We start from the raw sequence: 24,710 nt of genomic DNA, 5'->3' as shown, positions 1-24,710 counted from the left end.
GGATAAGGGCGGGCCGTGAGTTTTTCTGTTTTCGATCCCCTCGGACCTGCACTGTCTCCGCTGACGCTTGTGGCGATGGCCGGTCCGGTTTGGCTTTACCTGCGTGGAGCGGCCAGGGTACGACTGGTTGGAGAGCGCGTCGGCGCCCTCCGCCATAGCTTGTTCGCCCTCGGCGTAGTTGGTCTTGTGCTGGCCAATAACGGCCCGTTGGCCGATACCGGGCAGCGGTTGTTTTCCGCCCACCAGGTTCAACACCTGATGATCCGGCTTATCGGGCCGATGCTGATCGTGCTGGCGTATCCATGGCCAACCCTGCGCGCCGGGCTGCCGCGCCGGTTCCGGCATATGCTTCGCAGCTTTGCCAGGCGTCCGGCCTGGCAGTTCGCCGCACGCGGCCTGACACGTCTCGATATCAGCTTCGCCCTGATGATCGCCGCACTTTATCTCTGGCAAGTGCCTGCGTTGCACAACGCCGCGCTTGAATGGCCACCGCTTGCGCTTCTTGCGCATCTGGGCATGACAGCTGCCGGTCTCAATTTCTTTGCAGTCACACTCGACCGGCGCGATGCACCCGAAGGCGCGGCCCAAAGTCTGCGGCTGCTGGCGCTGGTCGGGATCATCCTGTCCAACATCCTGTTGGGATCGCTGACGACGATGAAAGGCATGGTGCTTTATGGCGCCTACGATGCCGAACGGCTCTGGGATCTTGCACCGCTGGATGATGAAACAATTGGCGGCTACCTGATCTGGGTTCCATCCTCTTTCGTCATCATCGCCGCAATCATCCTGGTCTTCAATGGTTGGAACAAGGCCGAAATCCAACGATGGAACGCCCGCAATACCTGGACCAGGTCGAATGCCGCCGCGCTGGACTTTCCAGAAACCGCCCAGGAACTGCGCCTCAAGATCGCAGAGCCCAACAGGCGAATGGGCCGAACCCTCGCGCTGGTTGCCGCCGCGATGTTTGCCGCCGTGATGATTACAGGCGCCACGATCATCTATGCGTTCTGACCGCCGCCAGCACCGATCACCGCCGCGTCGTGATGCGCGTGATCGGGATGCTCGAATTCCAGCGTTGAATGGTGGATGCCAAACTCTTTCGCCAACATTCTCTTGATGTCGCGCTTGACAGCTTCCATCCTGTCCCAATGCTCTCGGGCGACAACGATATGCGCGTCCACGCAGACGCGCTCTTCGTCGATCTGCCAGAAATGCACCCGATGCATGTCCTCGACCCCCTGAACGCCGGCGACACACCGGATCATTTCCTCGATTTCAATCTCCGGCGGACTGGCCAGCATCAACAGGCGGATTGTGCCACCGATCTCGGTAAAGGCCAGATAGAGGATGTAGATTGCGATGCCGATCGTGATTGCCGGATCGATCCAGCGAATATCGTAAAGCAGAATAAGCGTTCCGCCCACGATCACCGCGACCGAGGACAACGCATCCGACAGGTTGTGCAGGAACAGCGCGCGAATGTTCACGCTGCCCTTCTGCATGGAATATGTCAGCATGGCCGTAAGCGTATCGACAATCAGCGCCACACCGCCCAGGATCACCACCCACCAGCCAAGCACCTCGGGCGGGTCGATCATCCGCATCCCACCTTCATAGATCAGGTACAGCCCGATCACGATCAACGTGGTGTAGTTGATCAGCGCCGCAACGATCTCGATCCGCTGATAGCCAAAGGTCATCTGCCCATCCGCCGGCCTGCGCGAGATCTTGCGGGCGCCAAAGGCGATGACCAAAGAGGCCATATCCGAAAAATTGTGAATTGCATCAGCGATCAGCGCAAGCGACCCGGCAAAAAGACCCCCGACAATCTGTACGACCGTCAGCAGCCCGTTTGCCCAGATCGCGATCGCAACGCGCCGGTCGCCCGACGAGGGATCGATATGTGTATGGCCTTCGTCGTGTGGCATGTGGGATTTCCATAAATCAGAGAACAGGGATCAGCAGTACCGCACCGGCTGGACAACCCGTTGCGTTTCTTGCCCTCGCGCCCTGCTGGCGCCAACCTCCAGGTCACGCCGGTTGCGCTGGTCGTGGGCCGCATTCCGGCAGCGCCGCGTCAACGGCACTGCGTTCGTTGATCTTGTCCAGGTCACCCCGGTCCGGCCACGCGCCCCGGCATTGCGGACAATCGACGATCACGATTTCCCGCCAATTGGACATCGACCGCGTCACGTTGCACCGCGGGCACAGCGTCTGGAGGTATTGGGAGGCATGTGTTTCTCGGCGTCCCCACCGAGCCCATGAATTCATTGGCCATGCGCCAGAGCCCCCTTTGTCGCGGGCGCGGTTGCACGCTTGCCGCCCGTTGGCGCACCACCATCGGCCTTGCCCTTCAACAGTCTCAGCGCATTCATCACCACCAGTATCGACACCCCCACATCGGCGGCGATTGCCCCCCACATGGATGCCATGCCAAATGCCGTCAGCCCGACGAATATCGCCTTGGTTGCCAGCGACAGGCCAATATTCTGCCGGATGATCCACATGGTCCGGCGCGAATGCCCGATCAGCCAGGGCACCTTGCCGATATCGTCAGTCATCAGGGCGATATCGGCGGTCTCGACCGCCGCATCCGATCCGATAGCGCCCATGGCGATGCCGAAATGCGCCCGCGCCATCGCCGGCGCGTCGTTCACCCCGTCGCCGATCATCGCCACCATGGCGTGGTGTTCCACCAATTCCTCGATCGCCGTCACCTTGTCTTCGGGCAACAGTTCGGCACGCACTTCGTCGATGCCGACTTCGGCGGCGACAGCCCGCGCTGTGCGTTCATTGTCACCGGTCAGCATGACGATGGTTTTCACGCCCTGCGCGTGCAGACGCGCCACGATACCCCGCGCGTCCGGGCGGATGCGATCACGCAGTTCCATCACACCCAGCAGGCCGTTGTCATCGCCAACCGCAACCAGCGTGCTTCCGGCGTCTTCGATCCGGTCGCGCAGCTCGCCCGGCAGACTGGCGTCCGCCTTCTTTTCGGCGGCAAACCGGTCCGACCCAAGCCAGACGGCGCGCCCGTCCAGCACCCCTTCGACACCGCGACCAGGAACGGTCTGCGTGTCCTCAGCCACGTCGGAACCGATGCCGTCCCGCTTGGCCCGAGCCAGAATGGCGCGCGCAAGCGGGTGCGAAGACCGCGCCTCTAATGCCGCCGCGACCGTCAGCAATTCGGTTTCGGATGTGCCGCCCAGCGGATACAGGCCCGCCACCTCCGGCTCGCCTTCGGTAATGGTGCCCGTCTTGTCCATGGCAAGCGCCGTGATCCGCCCCGGTGCCTCGACATAGGCGCCGCCCTTTATCAGCACACCATTTCGTGCCGACGACGCCAGGGCAGCAACAATGGAAACAGGTGTGGAAATGACCAGCGCACAGGGACATGCTATGACCAGCAAGACCAAGGCATTGTAAAACCAGTAATCCCACGCGCCCCCCGCCAGCAATGGCGGCAGCAGGGCGATGGCAATGGCTAACACCATCACGATCGGCGTATAGACACGGGCAAACTTGGCCACCCATTGTTCAACCTCGGCCCGCCGCGAATGCGCTTCGCCAACCATTCGGATGATCCTTGACAGAACGGTGTCGCCGGCCGGCTTGGTCGCGCGTACGGTCAATGTTCCGACGCCGTTGATTGTCCCGGCATAAACTTCATCACCCGGTTCCTTGGGAACTTCCGCGCTTTCGCCGGTAATCGGAGCCTGGTTGACACTGCCGATCCCGTCCACCACTTCACCGTCAAGCGGAATGCGGTCGCCCCCACGCACCACAAACCGGTCCCCCACGGAAACTTGCGCGGCAAGCACGTCTTCCTCGGTGCCGTCCTCGCGGATCACCCGCGCCGTCGGCGGCGCCAGATCCAGCAGCGCGGCGACCGCGTTGCGCGCCCGCCCGACACTCCAGCTTTCCAGATACAGCGAAAGCGAAAAGAAGAATGCCACCGTCGCGGCCTCGAAATATTCGCCCAGCCAGATCGCGCCAGCCACCGCGACGATCATCAACAGGTTCATGTCAGGCGAGAGCCGCCGGGCCGAAGACCAGGCCTTTGGCGCCACAAGCCAGGCGCCAAATATGATGGCCGCCAGGAACACAAGGCTTTCCACCAGCGGCATCGGCACGTCGCCATGTCCCGAGAACAGCCGCACCGCCCCGCCAATGCCGTTTTCGACGATGTGATAGGCAAATCCGGTCGCCCAGAACACGCCGCTGACAGCGGTGAAAAACCGTTGCCGCTTCAGATGTGCCGCCTGATCCGCCGCCGCGCTGTCGGCATCCCAGGGCTTTGCACTCATTCCGGTGCTTCCGACCAGTTTGATGATCCTGTCATCCGCCAGCGCCTTGCCGCTGTCCAGCACGGTCATCCGGCCGTTGATGACATCAAATGCCAAATGCTCGGTCCCGCCAACAACCGGCCCCAACACCTTGTTCAAGATCGCGACTTCCTCGGCGCAATCCAGCCCGTTCACCCGGAAACTGCGCCCTTTTGCGGTCACGTCCCCCACCGGACCAATATCGCCACACATCGCCCCCTGGCCAGAGCCACAGCAGGCGCCCTCGCCCTGACCATGCGTGTGGTCATGTTTGTGATCGGAGTCGTGATCGTGCGAGTGTCCATCATGCGCCATTTATGTCTCCTGGAGCGAATCAGCTTTCCGGTCACAAGATAGGAGCTACAGCAACTATAGGATCAAGCCGGTTTCGCAGAGAACTTTTCAAACGCCCTTGCGCCCGCCGCACTCGCCATTCCTTGGCACAAAGTTGCGCGCCGATCACGACGGGCAAGCGCCAGGCAACACATTCGCCACGCCCTTGCTTGACACCCGACTGCGCGCACCATACTGAGATTGCGAATTGTTCGCATGAAAAGACCCCCATATGTCCGACGCACCCAAAGAGCTTGCGGCCTTCCCCGGCAAGGGCGGTTGGAAACAGGACCGGCGCTCGCCAAGCCTGCCGGAATCGTATCACTCTGTGGCCGTGCGGCCCGGATCGTTCCTGCGGCGTTTCCTGTCCTTTTTCGGCCCCGGCTATCTTGTTGCCGTGGGATACATGGACCCCGGCAACTGGGCCACGTCACTGGCCGGCGGCTCTGCGTTCGGCTATACGCTGTTGTCCGTCATATTGTTGTCGAACTTCATGGCGATCCTGCTCCAGGCCCTGGCCTTGCGCCTGGGCATCGCAAGCGGCCGCGACCTGGCACAGGCCTGCCGCGACGCTTTTCCGGGCTGGACAAGCAACGTGCTCTGGGTGCTGGCCGAGGCGGCAATCATTGCGACGGATCTTGCCGAAGTGATCGGAACGGCGATCGCTCTGAACCTGCTCTTTGACATACCGTTGGAAATCGGCGTGGTTCTGACCGCGCTTGACGTGTTTCTGATCCTCTGGCTGCAAAACAAGGGGTTCCGGTATCTCGAGGCGGTGGTGATTGCCCTGACCACCGTGATTGCCGCGTGCTTTGCGGTCCAGATGGCCTATGCGGACCCGGTGATTGGCGACGTGCTGGCGGGCTTTGTTCCACAAGTGGACCTGATTACATCGCCGGTAATGCTGTACCTGTCGCTTGGCATCATCGGCGCCACCGTCATGCCACACAACCTGTATCTGCATTCCTCGATCATTCAGACCCGCGACATCGGAACCACCCTGAAGGACAAGCGCCAGGCCATTCGCCTGGGGACGATTGACTCGACAATAGCCCTGATGTTCGCCCTGTTCATCAACGCCTCGATCCTTATTCTTGCATCGGCTGCGTTTTATACGACCGGCCAGTTCGAGGTTGCTGAAATCCAGGACGCCCACCGCCTGCTTGACCCGACACTTGGCACCACGATCGCGGGCACCCTTTTCGGAGTGGCCCTTCTGGCTTCGGGATTGAACTCCACCGTCACGGCAACGCTTTCCGGACAGATCGTCATGGAAGGGTTCATTCGCCTGCGCGTCTCGCCCGTGGCGCGCAGGCTGATCACACGCGGCATCGCCATTATACCGGCTGTGTTCGTGACCGTGTTTTTCGGGGAAAGCGGGACGGCGAAACTGCTGATTGCATCACAGGTGGTTCTAAGCCTGCAACTGCCCTTTGCCATCGTACCTTTGATCTGGTTCACGTCCGACCGCGAGAAAATGGGTAGCCTGCCGGCACCGCGCTGGTTGACAACCGTCTGCTGGGGGATCGCGCTGGTTCTGATCGTCCTGAACCTGAAACTGATCTTTGATGTCGCGACAGGGGCTGTCGCGCTGTGAGGCGCGCATGATGCCAGGGCCCCGACAGCACCCGCTGTCCGTGCAGCCCTCATCGCCGCGTGGCCGGTGGCCAAAACCACGGCTCGCCCCCTCCCCGTTCGCTCCGCCTGATCGCAACAGAACTCGGCGGCGTTTCCGGCGGACCTCCATGGCCAACCGGGCCATCACTATGGGATGGCCCGGTCGGATTGGTTTCTCTCACGCTCAGTCGCTGGCTCTTTGCATCGCCGTTTCCAACCGCTTGATATCGGCATCGCTCAGCTTTGGCCGGTCAAGTTTGATGGTCAGCTTGTCGAGCTTGGCGGTCAGCGCGAAAGGTGGCGTATAGTCGGCATCATTGACACCCGTCAACGTGTCCGACCCGATATCAAATGCCTCGTCCCATTGCAGGATCACCGGCAACGTTGCCTTCATCTTCTGCGTATCAACGTCGATGCCATCTACGCGCAACGTACCCGTGCCGCCCTTTCCGATCCCGCTCGAGTCGTTATAGGCCAGTGTTCCATTGCCAAGCCCGTCATATTTGAAGTCGAACTCGACCGTATGTTTGCCTGGTGTCAAGGCGTCCTTGCCTTCCCATTTGATCCGGTTGAGATCAACCATGTTCCAAAGGAACACGGGCTTGCCATCCTTCGGGTAGAACCCGTATCCGCCGAACCGGCCGCCGGACGTAAGGATCATCCCCTCGGCACCGCCTTCAGGCACCTCGATTTCGGCCGTGATCGTGTAAGAAGTGTTGATCAACAGCGGAGAGTCGCCCTGCGGCAATCCTGTCATCGGCCGGATGTAGACAAACTCGTCGCGTCCCGCCGTGATATTCGGGCGTGGCGCCACGAGTCGCGCCTGCACCGAAGCATCCATGGGGAAAACCCGGTACTTCTTGGCTTCCTCGACGAACAGCGCCTTCATTTCCTTGACCTTGTCGGGATGATCCTTGGCAATGTCCGTTGTCTGGTTCATATCCGTGGTCAGGTCATACAGCTCCAGCACCTGATTGTTCAGCGGATCGGGGTTCGCCACCCCGCTGATCTCCCACGGCGCGCGATTGACTTGCGTACTCAGCAGCCAGCCCTCGTCATAAAGCGCCCATTGGCCAAACATTTCAAAATACTGCCGCTTGTGGCGACTTGGCACATCAGCGTTTGCAGCATCAAATGTGTAGGCAAAACTCGTGCCTTCAATCGGACGCTGCTTGATACCGTCTACTTCATCTGGTGCCGGGATACCGGTGACTTCGAGGATCGTAGGGACAACGTCGATCACATGCATGAACTGATCGCGTCTGCCGCCCTTGTCAGAAATACCCTTTGGCCAGGACACAACCATATTCTGACGGATGCCGCCAAGACGCGAGGCATTCTGCTTGAACCAGTCAAAAGGCGGGTCAAAAGCCCATGACCAGCCGGCCGACATGTGGTTATAGGTCTGTTCTGTTCCCCAGACATCGTACCATTTCATCTGGGTTTCGGCCGGAATCGCGTTGAGCCCGTTAAAGAACGCAACTTCGTTCGGTGTTCCAAGCGGACCACCTTCGGCCGAGGTACCGTTGTCGCCATTGATATAGATGATCAGGGTGTTATCCAGTTCCCCGATTTCGTCGATTGCCTGGATCACGCGCCCGATCTCATAGTCACTATAGGCTGCATAGGCCGCGAACACCTCCACCTGCTTGATGAAAAGCTTCTTCTCCGTGTCCGTCAGCTGATCCCAGGGCTTGATCTCGTCGGCTGGCCAGGGGGCCAGCTTGGCATCCTCGGGCACAATACCCATCTTCTTCTGGTTTTCGAAAATGGTCTGGCGCAGCGCCTCATATCCATCGTCGAAAAGGTTCAAGGCTTCGATCTTGTCCACCCATTCCTTTGTCGGATGGTGCGGCGCATGTGTTGCACCGGGGGCATATTTCACCAGAAACGGTTTGGACGGGGCAATCTGGTTCAGATTGGTGATATAGGAAATCGCATCATCGGCCATCGCCGTGACGAGGTTCCACTCATCTTCGGTCTCGTCGAAGGGATAGATCTGGGTGGTATTGCGGAACAGGTTCGGTTGCCATTGATTGGCGTCCCCCCCACAAACCCGTAAAAATATTCAAAACCCATGCCCGTCGGCCACAGGTCGAACGGCCCGGCCTGACTTGCCTGGAACGCGGGCGTGTTGTGGTCCTTGCCAAACCAGGACGTGGCATAACCGTTATCAAGAAGAACCCGCCCGATCGTGGCCGTATCCTTGGGAATGATGCTGTTATAGCCGGGATAGCCGGTCGATTGCTCGGCAATTACGCCAAAGCCCGCTGAATGGTGATTGCGCCCGGTTATCAACGCCGCGCGCGTTGGAGAGCATAGCGCGGTCGAGTAGATATTCGTGAAACTCAGCCCCTCTGCTGCCAGCGCGTCCATCGTGTCGGTCGGGATCACCCCGCCAAAAGTGCTGGGAACACCAAAGCCGGCGTCGTCGGTAATGATCAGCAGAATGTTGGGCGCGTCTTCCGGCGGCACGACCTGCGGTGCCCACCAGGGCGTGGAATCCAGCGCCTGCTGCGTGATCGTGCCGCCAAATGCCGGATCAGGCGCGGGAAGCTGGTTTCCCTTGAGCGTCGTTGTGGCGCTTGGCGAGCCGAGTGTTCCGGTGATCTCCTGTGCGGTCGCGGAAAAGCCCGACTAAGCCAGCAGCATGACACTGGTCGCTGTCAAGTGGCGTAAGGTCATAATATGTCTCCCTGAAAATTCGCCCGTGGCGACTTGATTAACACGGAAGGTCCAAAAAAATTTGCCTTGTGGTGCCAGAACGCAAGTGGGCTTGGCATGTCTGTAATCCGATCATGCACTGCAAAGCCGACAAAAAGCAAAGGACTTGATGGGCAAATCGCGCCTGTCGCTAACATTACCGCCCGGTTCAGGCAAGTTCGCGGCATCCGATGCGCGATACTGAACTTTGGCAGTGCCGTTGAGATAGATCAGTGTCGGACCGCCAATCCGGATTATAATCGGAGCGACCATGCGCAGGAACGCCAGCCGATGAGCCTCACAATCCCCATGATCCGCGCTGGAGCGATGATTCCGATGTTGCGGTGGATGACCGCGAACCGCCGCCCTGTCGAACGGCGCCTGGCCGAGGTGGATCTGTTGGCCGTCACCTTCGTCGAGCCGGACACACCGATCCCGCTGCTGAATGCCGCCGCGTTCTTTGCCAATGCCGCGCGGGTTGAGGGGCCCGACATCGGCTACCGGGTCGTGTCCGAAAACAGCATCCAGGAACTGGCCCTGATCGGTCGCGTCATTCTTGGCGCTAAGACACCCCGCGCTGCGTTGTCACGCGTTTCCGCGATGATGCCCTACCACTGTAGCCACGAAGTTCTGACCGTGTCCGAGACGCCGCAGGGCATCAGGATCGGCGAAGGCTGAACCTTCGCAATCGACGATCCGACACTCCATGTCATTCAGCAGTATATTACGGCCCTCATCCGCGCGATTTGCAGCCTGACGCTCGCGCCGCCGCCCCTGCTGTCTTCGGTCCGAATGGTGCCCCATCCTGAATACGGGTTCACACATCTTGCCGACCGGCTATGCGTCATGCCAACCGCGTCCACGTCCCGGTTTCTTGAAATCGAGATCAAGGCTTCGGTGGCGGATCGACGGTTTTTCAAGATTGCGCGGGACCGCCGGTTGGACCGGTTTGCGCCGGATTCCAAACCGCTGACAGAGGACCGGTCGTTATCGGGACCGGCGCGGGCGGTTCTCAGGCTGCATCTGCGGGACGGGCGCCCGTCGATCGACCGGCTCGCCGTCGCGGCAGGCGTGTCACGCCGCTCTCTGCAACGCCAGTTTGCGGCCGAAGGCACGAGTTTTTCCGACCTCCTAGAAGGGCTCCGCCGCGACATGGCGCTCCAGGAACTGGAACACGGGGGGCGCAGAATTGACGATATTTCCGCACATCTTGGCTATTCCAACCAGTCAACCTTGTCCCGTGCCGTACGCCGCTGGACAGGTCAGCCGCCCAGCGGGCTGCGGCGGCGCGGCCTGTAACTGCGCCGCCGCAGGACACCAGGAAACAAGACGCATCATGGCCTTGGCAACAAGGGTTTTCCCGCCAAATTCGCGGCTTCAAAACGTCGCCCTGGCACGTAGTCCGACAACCGTGACGGTGGTTTGCAAGGGGTTGGCGATTGGATTTCGGATAACCTGGATCGACGGTGTGATCGCGAAATTGTCCAGCAGCTGGAACCGAAAGAACACTTCGCCCGTAATCTGCTCCTGGTAGGCGTCATTGGACGGATCGCCCCATGCAAGCCCCAATCCAAGAACGCTGCGGGCCTTGCTGGCCGTCGCGTCAAGACCGATGCCCACCCCGATCCCGACATCCTGCTTGAACAGCGACGCATTTCCATCCGACACCCCGGCAAAGAAGATCGGCAGCACCATGTCGTTGAACATCAGCTTGCTGGCCACCAGATTGACACCGCTGCTTTGCGGCACACCGGCCTGAACCCGCTTGTCATGGTGCCACACATTGATTGCCAGCTTGTCCCAACGCGCCCGCTCGGGCGTGGTCAGGTACCAGCGCATTTCAAGCGAAGTCAGGAACTCCATTTGCCCAATCGTGTCAAAGGGGCTTTGGGTCGTCTTGGCATTGGCGTCATGGATGCCCAGCAGACCAACCAGTTTCGGAGAAAACTGGTACCCAACCCCAAGACCAAGCCCGCGCCCCGGAAAGGCGCGGGTGTTGCTGGCTTCCAGCGCCGTGTTCTGGAAACCCCGCTTGGGCGAGGACAACGCATGCCCACCATACCAGCCAACCGCGCTGATCTTGCCAAAAACAAAGCGCAGATTTCCATCCATGAGCGATTGCCGCCACGCAAGCTCGGACAGGTTCGCGCTGGAATAATCGCTGAATCCGGTACCGACCAGGGTACCGCTTCCAAACTGGTTGCCCAGCTTCGATGGCGGGATCGCCGTTCCCATGCTCGACCGGTTCTCAAGCCGGAAAGTCAGGCGCCCGGCATTTTTCGTGCCCCGCCCCACCAATGTCCATGACCCGTTCAGCTCGACCCGGCCCGCAGCCGCTTCGTTCAGCCCTGTTGTGTTATCCGATTTCTGGCGCAGCGTCTGGATACTGAAGTTCAGCTTCAGCCCGTATTTTTCGTTCCAGCGCTTCTTCATGTCGAACCAGGGCTTCAGCGGCCGTCTTGGCAAACGAATGACCGCGCCAACGTTGATATCGTCCTCGTGAATATCCTCGACAACGCTGTCTCCGCCTTCCAGCGAGGGTGACGGCCCGTATCCAGACTGGGATTGCGCCATTGCCCCGGACCCCGCTTGCATCAGGACAAGAGCAGCGGCGGTCACAAGAGCCCAGCCGCCCGCCGCGCCGCACACCCTGCGTGCCCAATAGTCGCCGATGCGTTCACCGATCGGGACCACGGATGATCGCTGGCGGCCCGGTTTCGTCATTTGGCGGTTTCAAGCGAATAGTATTGGCGGTAGGCATCGCCCACCATCGAGGAGTCCACATCGCCTTTCTGATCGATGACAAGATCGCGTTCCGGGCTGCGCACCCGGTATGTCCAGCCATCCGGTACAGGCAACACGCCGTCCAGCCTGGCGGGATCATTATCGGGCACCCTGTCTCCAAAAGCGTTCATCACAAAGATATTGCCCTTGGCGTCAACCAGCTCATAAACCGGCCGGCCAGCCTTGAAAACCATTCTCTGCGCCTTTTTCGTCACATAAGGCTTATAGGGATCAGCGCCCTCCCCCGAACCCAGCGCCGCCAGGGGCAGCTTGGCTGCCAGGCGCGCCTTGATGCCGCCAAAGTTGCGGGCTTCGCCCAGTCCCAGCGTCTGCTCATCCATGATCCAGTATTTGGGCCCGTTCAGCTGTGCCTTCCTGGCACCGTGCTCCCGGGCAAGATCACCGGGATCGATTCTTGAAAAGGCGTCCAGGTCACACGGGCCGTCCGCCGAAGTATTGTAGATCGTCACATCGGTCTCGCTGATCAGCAGGAACTCGCAAAATACCATGCCGCGAATTTCCGTCAGCGTGATGCTTTCGCTCTGCTGTGCTTTGGCAATCCCCCAAGTACCGATAGCCAGGGCTGCGGCCAGTGCCAGAATAGATTTCGTCCTCATGTGGTCTTCCTTCCTTGCAGTTGGGCCTAACAGCTTGCTCCGTCGGCACAGTTTTTCACCGCCACCCCGGCCCAGCCGGTAACTCCGGGCCCGCGCGCGCCGACGCCAACACCATGGAACCCGGCGCCAACACCGCCGCCGGGCCCAAACGTATCGATAAACACGGACGTGGCGCCACCGCGTGTCGGCATGGCCCCGTCAACGATCCTGTAGCTGTAAACCAGGTCACTTCCGTCCATCACCGGCGCCGACAATTCGACCACCGCCGTGACATTTTCTTCGAGGCTGGTTTCATACACCGACACAACCGCATTCGGCGGGTTGGCCGCAAAGCTGTCTTCACCCTTGCTCCAGCCCTTGACGAACCGGTCCAGCGGAATATGCCCGGCGATGCGGTTGGGCCGGTCGGAGAAATAGATTGTCTGGTCGTTGGCTTCAATCAAACGAAAAGACTGCGCATCCGACGCAATGGCCTTGGAAGTTTGCACGAATAACAGCGAGATTTGCGTATCGTGATCCTGCTCGGCATAAGTTATGCCAGCAGACATCACGATTGCAGTCAGCGTTCCAAGTATTCCAGGGGTATTGTCTTGCATTCCCATCTCTCCCGGCTGGTCATGTTGCAGGTGCGGCCGTGTGGCCACACTGTTGCCGATACGGTTTATCCACCACGTTGCGGCATGGGCTGAAGCACGATGAACCCCTTGTCCCACATATAATAGAACCGCCCACCGAAGCCCGGCGACAGCAATGTGTTGAAATTCATGGGATCAAGGAAATCTGATTCCGCCAAAAGCTTGCCGGTCCTGGCATCAAGCCAGATTGCCTGTTGTTTGTAGGGCGGATTTGACGTTTGCATCAGATCCTTCTGAGTCACGCCAGGCGCCGCCCTCGCGGTGCCAAGAACCCGCTTGTCAGCCGGGCCATACAGTGCCTGAAGCGCTGTGGTGGCGCCATCCCTGGTCCAGACCACAGACATTTCACCCGTGGATTGATCCAGTTTCACGGCCCCGATCTTCATCATGTTCTGGTCGGCCGAGAACACCATGCTGTTGGCGGCATCAACAGCGGCCTTCGGCGGCGCCCAACTCAGCCCGGTCGGCAGGTCCGTGCCAAAAGGATAGACGCGGGTGATCTTCGTGGGGTCGCTCTGATTGATCGCCACAAGCGACGACGCCGCCTTTTGCGTCGGCAGTCCGTTGACCTGGATCACCACCCAATCCCCCAGAATGCCCGGCGCGTCGCCTGCGGTTTGACCGGCATCAAGATAGGTGCCAATCACCCAGTTTTCGTCCCTGGACAGTTTCTTTTCCTCCGGGTTCCAGAAAAACCGGTGCACGCGTGCCACCGTCGGCGCATAGATCGCGATCTTGCCGTCATGCCGCGTGATCGTGTGCGGGGTCACGGCGTTTTCGGGGACGCGCGCGCGGTCAAGTATCTCGAAAGTCGCCGGATCAATCGCAAGGATCGTCGATCCGGGGGACTGGGCCGCGCCGCCGGGGCACTGGAACGCCGCCAGCGTTCCCTGGATGTTGCAGGGCGTGGCGCGTGTCTGGTTCTTGACGATCAGCGTGCCGTCCGGTGCGATTGTAAGATGCTTGTAATTGCTGCCCTCGGGCGGCGCGTCCGCCGGCAGCATGACATGTTGCAGGATACGCCCCGTGTCGCCATCCAGCTTGACCAGGTGATTGCCGAAAGCGATCGGAATATTGCCATCGGGCAGAATATTCAGGTTGGCCGCCCCGACCCAGGATCCCGAGACATTGCCGTTTTCCAGAACCGTGCGCCAGATCTCCTTGCCCGTTGTCGCGTCAACCTTGGCCACCCACGGCCCCGGTGGGACCACGCCCTGTGCCGGCGGATTGTTGCCGCCGGTCAGATACACTTCCCCCGGATAGCGATTGTTCATGAAAAGAACACCCTGATACTCTCCGTCTCCCCGCCAGGCATACACGTCGTTCGGCCCGTCCCAGCTTCCGAGGAAACTGGCGCAGGGATACACTTGGCTGCGGGTGCTGTCGGCCACCTCTGCCCCATTCAACGATTTGAAATATCCCGGCGTATCCAGATCCTGCGTGCATTCCCATTCCCGGGTGATCCGTCCAAGATCGCCCGGCATCGGACCGTTGGCCGCTGAAAATCCACCCTGGGCCAGGGCCGCTGTGGCCACGAAATGCGCCAGGGCCAAAATCTTCGCGATCACTCGCATCACGCTGTCCTCCCGAACAAAATGTGCCGCCATCGGTTGGCCGCAAGGGTCCAGGTGGAAGAATAGTCAGAGAGGCAGCACAGGCTTTTAACCTTGCGCGCCAAAAACTGGCGATACGCTCAGCCGCCCTGGCGATCCGCCAGTTGCGAAGGCGTGCGGCCGGTCAGCCGCCGAACCGCGCGTGTCAGCGCGGACTGCACCCAATATCCCAGCCTTTCGGAAAGATCGGCCAGCGACACACCCTCATCTGCCGCATGTTTCATCGCCAGATCGCGCCGCACAATGTCAAGCTGCCGCGAATAGCTGGTGCCTTCCTCGGCAAGCCTGCGTTGCAGGCTGCGCGGGCTGATATTGCCTGCGCCGGCAATTCTGGCAATCGTCGGCTCGCCGCCATGCAGCATGGCGGCAATGACGGAACGCACCGACGCGGCAAGGCTGCGGTCTTCCGCCAGCGGCGCGATTCCGGTGATGTTTCCATTGGCCAGGCGGTCGCGCGCAATCACGCGGAACGGGTTCATTGCCACATTGGCGGCCATGGTAATCGTCAATGCCGCGCCTTCCGCCGGACGCAATCGATCGGAAAAAAGGGGCGGCAGATGGCTCAACCCAAGGTCGGGATGGGGCACCATGTCCACCTGCTCGAACAGTGGGGCCCGAAGCCCGGTAAACCCGAAAAGCTGATGCAACATTGCAATCAGCAGAACGTGCACCGCGTGCAGGCTCTCGGGGTCAAGAGAAAAGGCAAAGGCGTGGTGTATCGTGATCCGTTCATCGGTGACGATCAGGCGCAATATTTCGTGGCTGGAGTGCATTGGCATCGCGGCATTCAGCCTGTGGAGCGCCTCCAGCGGACTGCGCGCGCCCAGGGCCACCCGCCCGATAAAGCCAAGCTCCGCGATGCTGGCCTGATTCACGATCTCGGCAGCGACTCCGGGACCATGATCGCGTGACAATTCTCTCAGCATCGCGATCCCGTTATGCGTCGGGATCGGATCAAAGGGCGACAACGCGAACCAGTACCCAAGATCGGCGCGTTCCAGATAACGATCCGCATCCAGACGGTTCACCTCGATCCAGCGTATCAGTGGCAGGACATTCGCGGCACGTATCAATGGAACAGTCTGCGTCAATTGGACAATACGACCTTTCTGTCGGGCACCGTTTGCGCGCCGGACCCGCCAACCATCCGACACATGGGCACCCCTGTCAACGCAATGGACCGGGCACGGGAACAGGGCGTGATCCGCGCCACTTCACGTGCGGCGTCGCCGACATTCCCCCTTGCCTCCGCGCCTCTCTCTGGCACTCTGCACCAAACCCACCTTCTGTCCGAGGTCCGAATGACTGTTCCTGCCCCGATCCGTGCCGCCGATCACCTGATCGACCAGCTTGTCGCCCAAGGCTCCGACCTGATATTCGGCGTCCCCGGAGAAAGCTATCTGCCGGTTCTGGATGCGCTGCATGGGCGGGATAATGAAATCCGCTTCATCACCTGCCGTCAGGAAGGCGGCGCCGCGATGGCGGCGGATGCCCATGGCAAACTCACCGGCCGCCCCGGCATCTGCTTCGTCACCCGTGGCCCCGGCGCCACCAATGCCAGCGCCGGCGTGCATGTCGCGTTTCAGGACAGCACGCCGATGATCCTGTTCATCGGGCAGGTCGCGCGCGACATGGTGGAGCGTGAGGCGTTCCAGGAGATCGACTACCGCCGCATGTTCGGGCAGATGGCCAAATGGGTGGCCCAGATCGACGATGCCGCGCGCCTTCAGGAATACATCACCCGCGCCTATCGCGTCGCCATGTCCGGCCGCCCCGGCCCCGTGGTGCTCGCCCTGCCCGAGGACATGCTTTACGACATGCTCACCCCGCCTCCTGCCCCGGCCCGGATCGCGCCCCCGCGCTATCTTCCCGCCCCCGATCAAATGGCGGCCCTGCGCGAGCGGATCGCGCGGGCCGAGCGGCCACTGATCATGGCGGGCGGCGGCGGATGGACTCCCCAAGCCATTGCCGCTCTTGACACATTCGCCCGCGCCCAGGCCCTGCCTGTTGCCGTTTCCTTCCGCTCGCAAGGGCTGATCGACAACGACCACCCGTGTTACATGGGACATTTCAGCACCGGACAGCCGCCCTATCTGGCCACGGCTCTGGCCGAAACCGACCTGCTGATCGCCCTGGGTCCCCGGCTGGGCGAAATCACCACCGCCGGATACACCGCTCTCACACCGCCCGTGCCCGGCCCCGACCTGATCCATATCTATCCTGAACCCGAAGAGCCGGGACGCGTCTATGCACCCGAACTGGCGCTGGTGGCGGATATGCACAGTTTCTGCACCGCCCTGACCGAATGGGCGCCGATCAAGCCTGCGGCCTTTGCGCCGCGCACCGCCGCGCTGCGGGCGACCTATGAAGTATTCAACAGCCCCGCCTCGGTGCCGGAAGATCCCCTCGCCCCCTATTTTGCGCATCTGAACGCGGTGGTGCCAGAGGATGCCATCTTCTGCAACGGCGCTGGCAATTATGCGGTCTGGCTGCACCGCTTCGTGCGCTACCACAACCCCGGCAGCCAGCTTGCCCCAACGTCCGGCTCCATGGGATATGGCCTGCCCGGCGCGATTGGCGCCGCCCTGACCGAACCCGGACGCGAAATCTATGCCGTCGCCGGGGATGGCTGTTTCATGATGACCTGCCAGGAATTGGCCACCGCCGCCCATCACGGCCTGAACCTCACGATCATCGTGGTGGACAATGCCCGCTACGGCACCATCCGCGCCCATCAAGAGCGCGAATACCCGCAACGTGTCTCGGGTACCGGGCTGACCAACCCCGATTTTGGCGCCTTTGCCGCCGCATTCGGCGCGGCCACCTGGCGTGTGACCTCGTTGTCGGCGTTTGAAACCGCCCTGGCCGAGGCCCGCGCGCACCCCGGCCTCAAACTTATCGAAATCCCGCAAGACCCGCGCTGGCTGGCCCCCGGCAAACGCTTGCCGGATTAGGGCGCGTCAGCTTTACACCCTTTCGCTTTGCCGCTAGCACTCGGGCCAACCCACGCAAGGAGATCGCCCCATGCCAAACCGGTCCATCAAGATCGCCGATCGCGAAATCGGCCCCGATCATCCGCCGCTGGTGATTGCCGAGATCGGCATCAATCATGGTGGCGATCTGGAGGTGGCCAAGGACATGGTACGCCTGGCGGCCGGCGCCGGTTGCGAAATGATCAAGCACCAGACCCATTTTGTCGAAGACGAGATGACCGACGAGGCCAAGGACATCTTTCCGCCCAATGCCGATGTGTCGATCTGGGAAGTCATGGCCCGCTGTGCCCTGTCCCCCGAGGACGAACTGGACCTGAAACGCTACACCGAAGAGCTGGGCATGATCTTCATCTCCACGCCCTTTTCCCGCGCCGCGGCCGATTTTCTGGCAGAGGCCGATGTGCCCGCCTTCAAGATCGGCTCGGGCGAGGCCGACAACCTTCCGCTGATCCGCCATATCGCGCGGTTCGGCAAGCCGGTGATCATGTCCACGGGGATGCAAAGCATCCAAACCATGCGCCGTTCGGTGGCGATTCTGGACGAGGCCGGCGTGGATTATGCGCTTCTGGAATGCACCAACCTTTACCCCTCCCCTCCGGAAATCGTGTCCCTGCAAGGCGTGACAGACCTTAGGACCGCTTTCCCAAACGCGGTGGTCGGCTTCTCGGATCACTCTATCGGCCCGGAAATGGCGCTGGCCTCGGTGGCGCTGGGCGCCTGCATTCTGGAGCGCCATTATACCGACACACGCTATCGTCAGGGCCCCGACATCATCAACTCCATGGATCCGTCCGAACTGCGCCACCTGATCGACCGATCGCGCGAAATCTGGATCGCGGCCAACAATCCCAAACAACGCACCGAGGCCGAGGAATCGGTTTACAAATTCGCCCGCGCCAGCGTGGTCGCCGATCGTGACCTGCCCGCCGGTCACGTGATCGCCGAAGCCGATATCTGGGCGCGCCGGCCCGGCTCGGGCGAGATTGCGGGCTATGATTTCGACAAGGTCGTGGGCAAGACCCTCACGCGCGCCGTTACCCGCAACACGCAACTGACATGGGCCGATCTGGGCTAAGCGCATGATCCTGTCCCAGACCCACAGCTTTATCTTCGTGCATGTGCCCAAGACCGCCGGCACCGCGATGACTTCGGCGCTCGATCCCTTCGGCATCTACCCGCCGCGTACCCTGTGGCGTTCATTCCTGCGCCGCCTGCCTCTCCGCGAAGCGCCCGACAAGGTTTACCTGCGCAAACATGAAACCGCCGCCGGGGTGCGCCGCAAACTGGGACCGGACGTGTTCGACCGGTTCCACCGCTTTGCCGTGGTGCGCAACCCATATGACCACGCGGTGTCGCATTACGAATTCATGAAACAGTTCCGCATCCCGAAGATCGCGCAAAAGGTCGCCAACATGTCCTTTGCCGATTATCTGCGCTACCGCATGAAACCGCCCTTCTGGAACGATACGTTCTTTGCCCGCCTGCCCAACCAGTCCTATTTCCTCGTCGATGAGGCCGGCGCGTTGTTGGTGCACCGCCTGTTGCGTTTCGAGACGCTGGCGGACGATTTTGACGTGATGGTGCATGACCTCGGCATGGGTGACGTGACCCTGCACCGCGAAAACGAAACCATCTCCCGTGCCGACAAGCGCCCGTGGCAGAGCTATTTTGACAGCGAATCCAAGGCACTGGCCGACGAACTTTATGCACCGGATTTTGCCCTGCTGGGCTATGATCCAATGATTGCCTGACTATTCCAGCGCCGACAGATCCGGCAGCTCGCTCACGCGCCACACACCCATGAACTTGTCCTTCCGGCTGCCCTTCAGGTCGGGCATGCTCTCGTCGATCATGCGCTCTGCCTGGCCAAAGGAAAACGGCGGTAACATCAGGTTCAGGGCCCGCCACTGACCCGTTGAAATATCAACGTTTTCCTGTGTCTCCGGGTTGGTCGTGGTGATCAGCCAGGTCGCGCCGGACGCCTTGATATTGCGGATAGCGGCGGCGATATGCGCATTGGACAGGTGCACCAGGCAATCGCGCACGAACACGATATCGTGCCCCGGCACGGGCCCCTGGATCAGGTCGATCACTTCGAATCTCACGCCCTCGCGGCCATGGGCCTTCTGGTTCTGTGCGATCATCGGCGCCACGATATCGCCGCCGGTATACTGCGCAACGCCCAGATCCACCGTCTTCATCCAGAAATAGTCGCCACATGGCAGGTCAAGAAAACTCTGCGCGCCCAGATCGCGCACCACTCCGGGCAGGGCGGCACGGATCATTTCCGTGTTGGGCATGTTCGATCCCTTGCCCGAGCGGCTGTCGGCATCGCCCCACTTGTTGCTTTCGTAATATGTGGTGAACACATCCGACGGATTGCGCCCGCGCAGCTTCCATTTGCGGATTTGTTCCTTCAGCGTTGAAAACAGCCCCATCTCACCCTCTCACTTATGCCTCAAAGGGCGGCAGACGGCCGCCGTTATCCACCCAATAATCCCGCAACCACCGCACCTGTCCATGCCCCAAATGCGGAAATCTGTCCCAGAACCCGGCCTTTTGCGGCAAAAGATCGATCGGGCGCGGGTCGCCGTGAAAGGCCACGATCCTGGCCGATTCCGGCGGCGGCTTGGGCGGCAGCAAAAGGTCCACCCCCGGAGGGCGACGCAGGTAGCGTTTGAAACTGATCACCCAGCCGCGAGGCCAGAATTGCACGTCCCGGACATGGCCCAGCACAAAATCCTGTTCGTTGGCAAACCGCGCTCTGGCCGCTTCCCTGTCCGCCTGAAACGCCGCCAGCACATCGCCATGCGCCCCGGCCTGAAACGCGAACACACCGGTGCCAAGCTGGCGGGGCACGTCCGGCCCGGCCCTGGGATGCCAGCCCGGCCCCACCCCGATCCCGATGAATGGCGCGGGGTGGTCAAACATCCCGTCCAGCCCGCCCAGCACCATCATGTCCAGATCAATGAACAGGCAACGACCGGTGATATCGTGCAATCGCGGCGCATATAGCGCCAGCTTGGGCCAAACGCCGGGGGTAAACCACTCTTCTTCACTCAACCCGATATCGGGGATCGGCAGCGCCTCGATTCCCTCTGCCAGCCCAAAGCCGTCATCCGTCAGGCAAACAAACCGGAACGGGCCGGAAATGGCCCGGCGGCAGGCATTGAACAGCACGTTCACGTAATCCGGGGGGAACAATGGCCCCCATTTCATGCAGATGACCGTGCGGTTTTGCGATCCCACCCTGCGGCTCCTTCCTTCATCGCTTTCCGGTTAAGCGACGATCCCGGCATTGTCCAGCAAAGCGATATGCTTGAGCTTGTTCACCCGCTGGGCTAGGGTCCGCGTCACCTCTGGCGACATGGCTTTCGGCGCATCCCGCACATGACACGTTCAATCCTGTTTCTTACCGGCACCCGCGCCGATTTCGGCAAGCTGGAACCGCTTGCCACCGCCTGCCGCGACGCCGGTTTTGCGGTGTCGTTCTTTGTCACCGGCATGCACATGCTGGATCGCTACGGGCTGACCAAGATCGAGGTGCATCGCCTGCCTGGCGTCACCGTGCATGAATTCCTCAACCAGCGCCCCGGCGATCCCCAGGACATCATCCTGGCCAAGACCGTGGTGGGGTTTTCTGATTACGTCACCGAAACCCGCCCCGACCTTGTCGTCGTGCATGGCGACCGGATCGAGGCGCTCGCCGGTGCGCTTGTGGCCGCGACCAACTATGTGCCTTGCGCCCATATCGAGGGTGGCGAAGTGTCCGGCACGATTGACGAGATCTACCGCCACTGCAACACCAAGCTGGCCAGCCATCACTTTGTCAGTTCCCAGGATGCAAGGCGCCGCGTCATGGCCATGGGCGAACCCGAAGACAAGATCCACGTCATCGGCTCGCCCGAACTGGACTTTCACGCCGGTCCGTCCGGTGTCACGCTGGATCAGGTGCGCGCACATTACGATATCCCCTTTTCGGAATTCGGCATCGTGGTTTTCCATCCCGTGACATCCGAACAGGCCAGCATGGGCGCGCAGGCACGGGCGCTGTTTGACGGGCTGGCCGCATCGGGCCGCAATTTCATCGTCATTGCCCCAAACAACGATCCCGGCTCCGAAGACATCTTTGCCGTTCTCGACACTCTGCCAAAGCTCCGCTTCCGGCAATTTCCGTCCATGCGGTTCAACCATTTTTCCGAACTGATGAAAAACGCCGCCGTCATGGTGGGCAATTCCTCGGCCGGCGTGCGCGAGGCGCCTTTTCTTGGCCTGCCCTCGCTGGATATCGGCACCCGTCAGACCAATCGCGCACAATCGGAATCGGTGTTTTCCTGCGCGGCCACTGACCGCGCCGCAATCGATACTTTCCTGACAATCCAGTGGGGCCGGCGCCACGCCCCCCATACCGGCTTTGGCGAAGGTCGCGCGGCGGATCGGTTTGCCGCGATCTTGCAGAATGGCAGCTTCTGGCAACAGGGCCTGCAAAAGGCGTTTCAGGACATTGCCTGACACCACTCCGTCCCACGGCGCCGCGCTGGCCGCCTATGCGCTGGCCGCCCGCGCCCTTCCGCTTCTGGCCGCGCCCGTGTTGCGCCGTCGTCTGAAACGGGGCAAGGAAGACCCGGCGCGCTGGCGCGAAAAGCTGGGCGAACCCACCGCCAGCCGCCCCCGGGGCACTTTGGTCTGGTTGCACGCTGTCGGCCTGGGCGAAGTGCTGGCCCTGCGCGGCCTGATCGCCGCCATGGCCCGCCAACAGCCCGGCTTGTCCTTCCTTGTCACCTCCACCGCCCGCTCCTCGGCACAGGTTATGGCGGCCAACCTTCCGCCCGACACACAACACCAGTTCCTGCCACTGGACGCGCCTCAATACATCGCCCGGTTCCTCGATCACTGGCGACCGGACCTGTCGATCTGGTCCGAACAGGATCTCTGGCCCAACGCGATTTGCGCCTCACATGCGCGTGCCATTCCACTGGCGCTGGTCAATGCACGCATCACCGCCGCCAGCTTTGAGCGGCGCAAACGGGGCCGGGCGCTGTATCGCGCGATCCTGTCGCGCATGTCTCTGATCTGCGCGCAGGAAACCGGCACCGCCAGCCGCCTTTCCGCTCTTGGCGCGCGCGATGTCCGTGTCACCGGCTCGCTCAAGGCCGCCGCCCCGCCGCTGGGGCATGACGTGGCTGCATTGGTGGCCCTGCAAGCCGCCTGTGCGGGGCGCCGGGTCTGGCTTGCCGCATCCACCCATCCCGGCGACGAGACCGAGGCCATTGCCGCGCAGTCCACACTTATTGCCGCCGATCCCGCTCGGCTGCTGGTTCTTGTCCCGCGCGATGGCCACCGCGCGCCCGAGATCGCACAAGCCTTGCGGGCCCGGTCGCTGCCCTTTGCCCAACGCAGCACCGGCGCCCTGCCGTCGGCCCGCGATGCCGTCTATCTTGCCGATACCTATGGCGAACTGGGCCTGTTCTACCGCCTTGCAGACACCGCCCTGATCGGCGGCGGTTTCGATGCCATCGGCGGACATAACCCGTGGGAGGCCGCCGCGCTGAACACCGCGATCCTGTTTGGCCCCGACACACATAATTTCGCCGCCGACTATACCCGGTTGACCAAGGCCAGCGCCGCGCTTTGCACGCCGCCGGGCAGCCTGGCCGCCGCCCTCACCGATCCGCGCCTGCCGGATATGGCCGCCGCGGCCCATGGTATCTGGCAACAAGCGCGCGGCGCGCTTGATCCGCTTGCCGGTGATCTGCTCGCCCTCGGGAAACACGCCCCATGAGTCTGAAACTGCGCGCCTTTCTGGGCCTCTGGTCCGTGCTCTGGCATCTCGGGATGCCCGTGATCCTGCTCTATATCCGCAAACGCGCCCGCAAAGACCCGGCCTATGGCGCGCATCTGGCCCAGCGGTTTGGTCGGTATCGCAACCCCTTGCCGGGTTCGGTCTGGGTCCATGCCGTCAGCCTGGGCGAGTTGCGCTCTGCCGTTCCGCTGATCCATGCCCTTCTGGCGCGCGGCGAAACCGTGGTGACAACCCATTTCACCCCCGCCGGGCGCGGTGAATCCGAACGTGTCTTTGCCGATGCCATCGCCAGGGGTCAATTGCGCGCCGTCTGGGTGCCATTCGAAACCGCCTGGGCCTTTGCCGGTTTCTTCCGCGCCTTCCGCCCGAAATACGGGCTGGTCATGGAGATCGAGATCTGGCCGCGCATGGTTATGGCCGCACGGCGCGCCGGCATCCCGCTTTTCATGTGCAACGCGCAATACCCCACCAAATCCATGGCCCGCGATGAAAAATACTGGGGCCTGATCCCGGAAATCATGTGCAACATGGCCGGCGGCTTTGTGAAATCCCGGCTTCAGGCGGATCGGTTTGCCTCGGTCGGTGTTCGCAACCTGCATGTCACCGGCGAGCTGCGCTTTGATCAGCCGATCCCCCCCCACCTGCCCGGCGCGGGCATCGCCGCACGCCGCTGGCTGGGCGGCGAAAACCGCCCCGTGATCGCCTTTGCCTCCACCGTCGAAGGCGAAGACGACCTCTACCTGGACGCCATCACCCGGTTGCGCGACACCAGCGATCCCAAGCCAATGATCGTCTATATCCCACGCCGCCCGGAACGCTTTGATGCCATCGGCGATATGCTCGATAAAACGGGTCTGACCGTCCTGCGCCGGTCGCGCGCCCTGCCAAATGATCTGCGCGACGCCGCGTTTGGTGATCCCGTCGCCCCCCCCGACATCCTGTTGGGCGACAGCCTGGGCGAAATGTATTTCTACCTCGCCATGGCCGACCGCGTTGTAGTGGGCGGCGGATTCACCCAAGGGGGCGCGCATAACATCATCGAGCCGCTGGCGCTGAAGAAACCGGTAATCACCGGTCCCGAGATCTGGTCGATTGAATACCCGTTCACCGAGGCCGAAGCGGCCGGCGTGGCCCTGCGCGCGCGCCACGCAACCGCCCTTGCACAGGCGTTGACCACGTTTGCGCCCTCGCAGACTTTGATCGAGACCTTCTTTGCCGATCATGCGGGTGGTACGGACAAGTTCTTCGCGGCCCTTCCCGACGCGCTGTCAGATGCGCCGCGTTGAC

At 61.6% G+C, this 24,710-nt stretch carries 22 protein-coding genes; 10 read left to right on the top strand and 12 right to left on the bottom strand.

Features of this window, described 5'->3' with window-relative positions; all coding sequences use genetic code 11:
* Window positions 1-15: 15 nt before the first annotated feature.
* Window positions 16-1,011: a cytochrome c oxidase assembly protein gene (locus I3253_RS02980; protein ID WP_332255651.1), complete on the top strand. Its 996-nt coding sequence runs from the start codon at window positions 16-18 to the stop codon at window positions 1,009-1,011.
* Here the strand turns inward: I3253_RS02980 and I3253_RS02975 are convergent.
* The 3 genes from I3253_RS02975 to I3253_RS02965 all read right to left on the bottom strand — a co-directional run bounded on the left by I3253_RS02975 (window position 999) and on the right by I3253_RS02965 (window position 4,640).
* Window positions 999-1,928: a cation diffusion facilitator family transporter gene (locus I3253_RS02975; protein ID WP_197916129.1), complete on the bottom strand. Its 930-nt coding sequence runs from the start codon at window positions 1,926-1,928 to the stop codon at window positions 999-1,001. The genes I3253_RS02980 and I3253_RS02975 overlap by 13 nt on opposite strands.
* A gap of 103 nt (window positions 1,929-2,031) precedes the next feature.
* Complete coding sequence (locus I3253_RS20565) at window positions 2,032-2,271, bottom strand: TFIIB-type zinc ribbon-containing protein (protein ID WP_197916128.1); 240 nt, start codon at window positions 2,269-2,271, stop codon at window positions 2,032-2,034.
* A complete protein-coding gene (locus tag I3253_RS02965; protein ID WP_197916127.1) occupies window positions 2,268-4,640 on the bottom strand; it encodes a heavy metal translocating P-type ATPase in 2,373 nt (790 codons plus the stop codon). The genes I3253_RS20565 and I3253_RS02965 overlap by 4 nt, the downstream gene beginning before the upstream one ends.
* 250 nt (window positions 4,641-4,890) lie before the next feature.
* On the opposite strand from I3253_RS02965, the gene I3253_RS02960 reads away from it, so the two are divergent.
* Window positions 4,891-6,255, top strand: a complete 1,365-nt coding sequence (locus tag I3253_RS02960; protein ID WP_197916126.1) for an Nramp family divalent metal transporter — start codon at window positions 4,891-4,893, stop codon at window positions 6,253-6,255.
* 204 nt (window positions 6,256-6,459) lie between these two features.
* On the opposite strand, the gene I3253_RS02955 is transcribed toward I3253_RS02960, so the two are convergent.
* Both I3253_RS02955 and I3253_RS20560 read right to left on the bottom strand, forming a co-directional pair.
* Entirely contained in the window at window positions 6,460-8,226 is a 1,767-nt protein-coding gene (locus I3253_RS02955; protein ID WP_332255652.1) for a sulfatase-like hydrolase/transferase, read from the bottom strand.
* A complete protein-coding gene (locus I3253_RS20560; RefSeq protein ID WP_332255653.1) occupies window positions 8,190-8,750 on the bottom strand; it encodes a sulfatase-like hydrolase/transferase in 561 nt (186 codons plus the stop codon). The genes I3253_RS02955 and I3253_RS20560 overlap by 37 nt, the downstream gene beginning before the upstream one ends.
* Window positions 8,751-9,269: 519 nt before the next feature.
* Here I3253_RS20560 and I3253_RS02950 point away from each other — a divergent pair.
* Together I3253_RS02950 and I3253_RS02945 are read left to right on the top strand one after the other, a co-directional pair.
* On the top strand, window positions 9,270-9,656 hold the full coding sequence (locus I3253_RS02950) for an AraC family transcriptional regulator ligand-binding domain-containing protein (RefSeq protein ID WP_197916125.1): 387 nt from the start codon (window positions 9,270-9,272) through the stop codon (window positions 9,654-9,656).
* Window positions 9,657-9,824: 168 nt separating this feature from the next.
* Window positions 9,825-10,277, top strand: coding sequence for a helix-turn-helix transcriptional regulator (locus I3253_RS02945; protein ID WP_197916124.1), 453 nt, complete (start codon window positions 9,825-9,827; stop codon window positions 10,275-10,277).
* Window positions 10,278-10,355: 78 nt separating this feature from the next.
* Here I3253_RS02945 and I3253_RS02940 read toward each other — a convergent pair whose 3' ends face one another.
* The 5 genes from I3253_RS02940 to I3253_RS02920 all read right to left on the bottom strand — a co-directional run bounded on the left by I3253_RS02940 (window position 10,356) and on the right by I3253_RS02920 (window position 15,718).
* Window positions 10,356-11,702, bottom strand: a complete 1,347-nt coding sequence (locus I3253_RS02940; protein ID WP_197916123.1) for a carbohydrate porin — start codon at window positions 11,700-11,702, stop codon at window positions 10,356-10,358.
* Window positions 11,699-12,379, bottom strand: a complete 681-nt coding sequence (locus I3253_RS02935) for a hypothetical protein (RefSeq protein ID WP_197916122.1) — start codon at window positions 12,377-12,379, stop codon at window positions 11,699-11,701. Before I3253_RS02935 ends, I3253_RS02940 begins: the two co-directional genes overlap by 4 nt.
* 26 nt (window positions 12,380-12,405) lie before the next feature.
* A complete protein-coding gene (locus I3253_RS02930; RefSeq protein WP_197916121.1) occupies window positions 12,406-12,975 on the bottom strand; it encodes a hypothetical protein in 570 nt (189 codons plus the stop codon).
* A gap of 65 nt (window positions 12,976-13,040) precedes the next feature.
* The gene (locus I3253_RS02925; protein WP_197916120.1) at window positions 13,041-14,588 is read right to left on the bottom strand and encodes a hypothetical protein; all 1,548 of its coding nucleotides are present in this window, start codon (window positions 14,586-14,588) and stop codon (window positions 13,041-13,043) included.
* A 119-nt stretch (window positions 14,589-14,707) separates the two neighbouring features.
* Window positions 14,708-15,718 (bottom strand): helix-turn-helix transcriptional regulator, encoded by a 1,011-nt coding sequence (locus I3253_RS02920; RefSeq protein ID WP_197916119.1) that lies wholly within the window; start codon window positions 15,716-15,718, stop codon window positions 14,708-14,710.
* A 210-nt stretch (window positions 15,719-15,928) separates the two neighbouring features.
* Between I3253_RS02920 and I3253_RS02915 the strand changes: the two genes are divergently transcribed.
* The 3 genes from I3253_RS02915 to I3253_RS02905 all read left to right on the top strand — a co-directional run bounded on the left by I3253_RS02915 (window position 15,929) and on the right by I3253_RS02905 (window position 19,371).
* Entirely contained in the window at window positions 15,929-17,581 is a 1,653-nt protein-coding gene (locus I3253_RS02915) for a thiamine pyrophosphate-dependent enzyme (protein ID WP_197916118.1), read from the top strand.
* A 70-nt stretch (window positions 17,582-17,651) separates the two neighbouring features.
* The gene (locus I3253_RS02910) at window positions 17,652-18,695 is read left to right on the top strand and encodes an N-acetylneuraminate synthase family protein (protein ID WP_197916117.1); all 1,044 of its coding nucleotides are present in this window, start codon (window positions 17,652-17,654) and stop codon (window positions 18,693-18,695) included.
* Between the two features lie 4 nt (window positions 18,696-18,699).
* Window positions 18,700-19,371 carry a sulfotransferase family 2 domain-containing protein gene (locus I3253_RS02905; protein WP_197916116.1) on the top strand — a complete coding sequence of 224 codons (672 nt, stop codon included), beginning with the start codon at window positions 18,700-18,702 and terminating at the stop codon, window positions 19,369-19,371.
* On the opposite strand, the gene I3253_RS02900 is transcribed toward I3253_RS02905, so the two are convergent.
* Together I3253_RS02900 and I3253_RS02895 are read right to left on the bottom strand one after the other, a co-directional pair.
* Complete coding sequence (locus tag I3253_RS02900) at window positions 19,372-20,058, bottom strand: class I SAM-dependent methyltransferase (protein ID WP_197916115.1); 687 nt, start codon at window positions 20,056-20,058, stop codon at window positions 19,372-19,374.
* 13 nt (window positions 20,059-20,071) lie between these two features.
* Complete coding sequence (locus I3253_RS02895; RefSeq protein WP_197916114.1) at window positions 20,072-20,869, bottom strand: hypothetical protein; 798 nt, start codon at window positions 20,867-20,869, stop codon at window positions 20,072-20,074.
* Between the two features lie 141 nt (window positions 20,870-21,010).
* Between I3253_RS02895 and neuC the strand changes: the two genes are divergently transcribed.
* The 3 genes from neuC to I3253_RS02880 are packed head-to-tail and all read left to right on the top strand — an operon-like array spanning window position 21,011 to window position 24,709.
* Complete coding sequence (gene neuC, locus I3253_RS02890) at window positions 21,011-22,132, top strand: UDP-N-acetylglucosamine 2-epimerase (protein ID WP_197916113.1); 1,122 nt, start codon at window positions 21,011-21,013, stop codon at window positions 22,130-22,132.
* On the top strand, window positions 22,125-23,402 hold the full coding sequence (locus I3253_RS02885) for a 3-deoxy-D-manno-octulosonic acid transferase (protein ID WP_232236846.1): 1,278 nt from the start codon (window positions 22,125-22,127) through the stop codon (window positions 23,400-23,402). Before neuC ends, I3253_RS02885 begins: the two co-directional genes overlap by 8 nt.
* A complete protein-coding gene (locus I3253_RS02880) occupies window positions 23,399-24,709 on the top strand; it encodes a 3-deoxy-D-manno-octulosonic acid transferase (RefSeq protein ID WP_197916111.1) in 1,311 nt (436 codons plus the stop codon). The genes I3253_RS02885 and I3253_RS02880 overlap by 4 nt, the downstream gene beginning before the upstream one ends.
* Window position 24,710: the final 1 nt, after the last annotated feature.

This window comes from Thiosulfatihalobacter marinus, from assembly GCF_016019955.1.
Lineage (GTDB): Bacteria > Pseudomonadota > Alphaproteobacteria > Rhodobacterales > Rhodobacteraceae > Shimia > Shimia marinus_A.
This window is presented reverse-complemented; position numbering and strand designations above follow the sequence as displayed.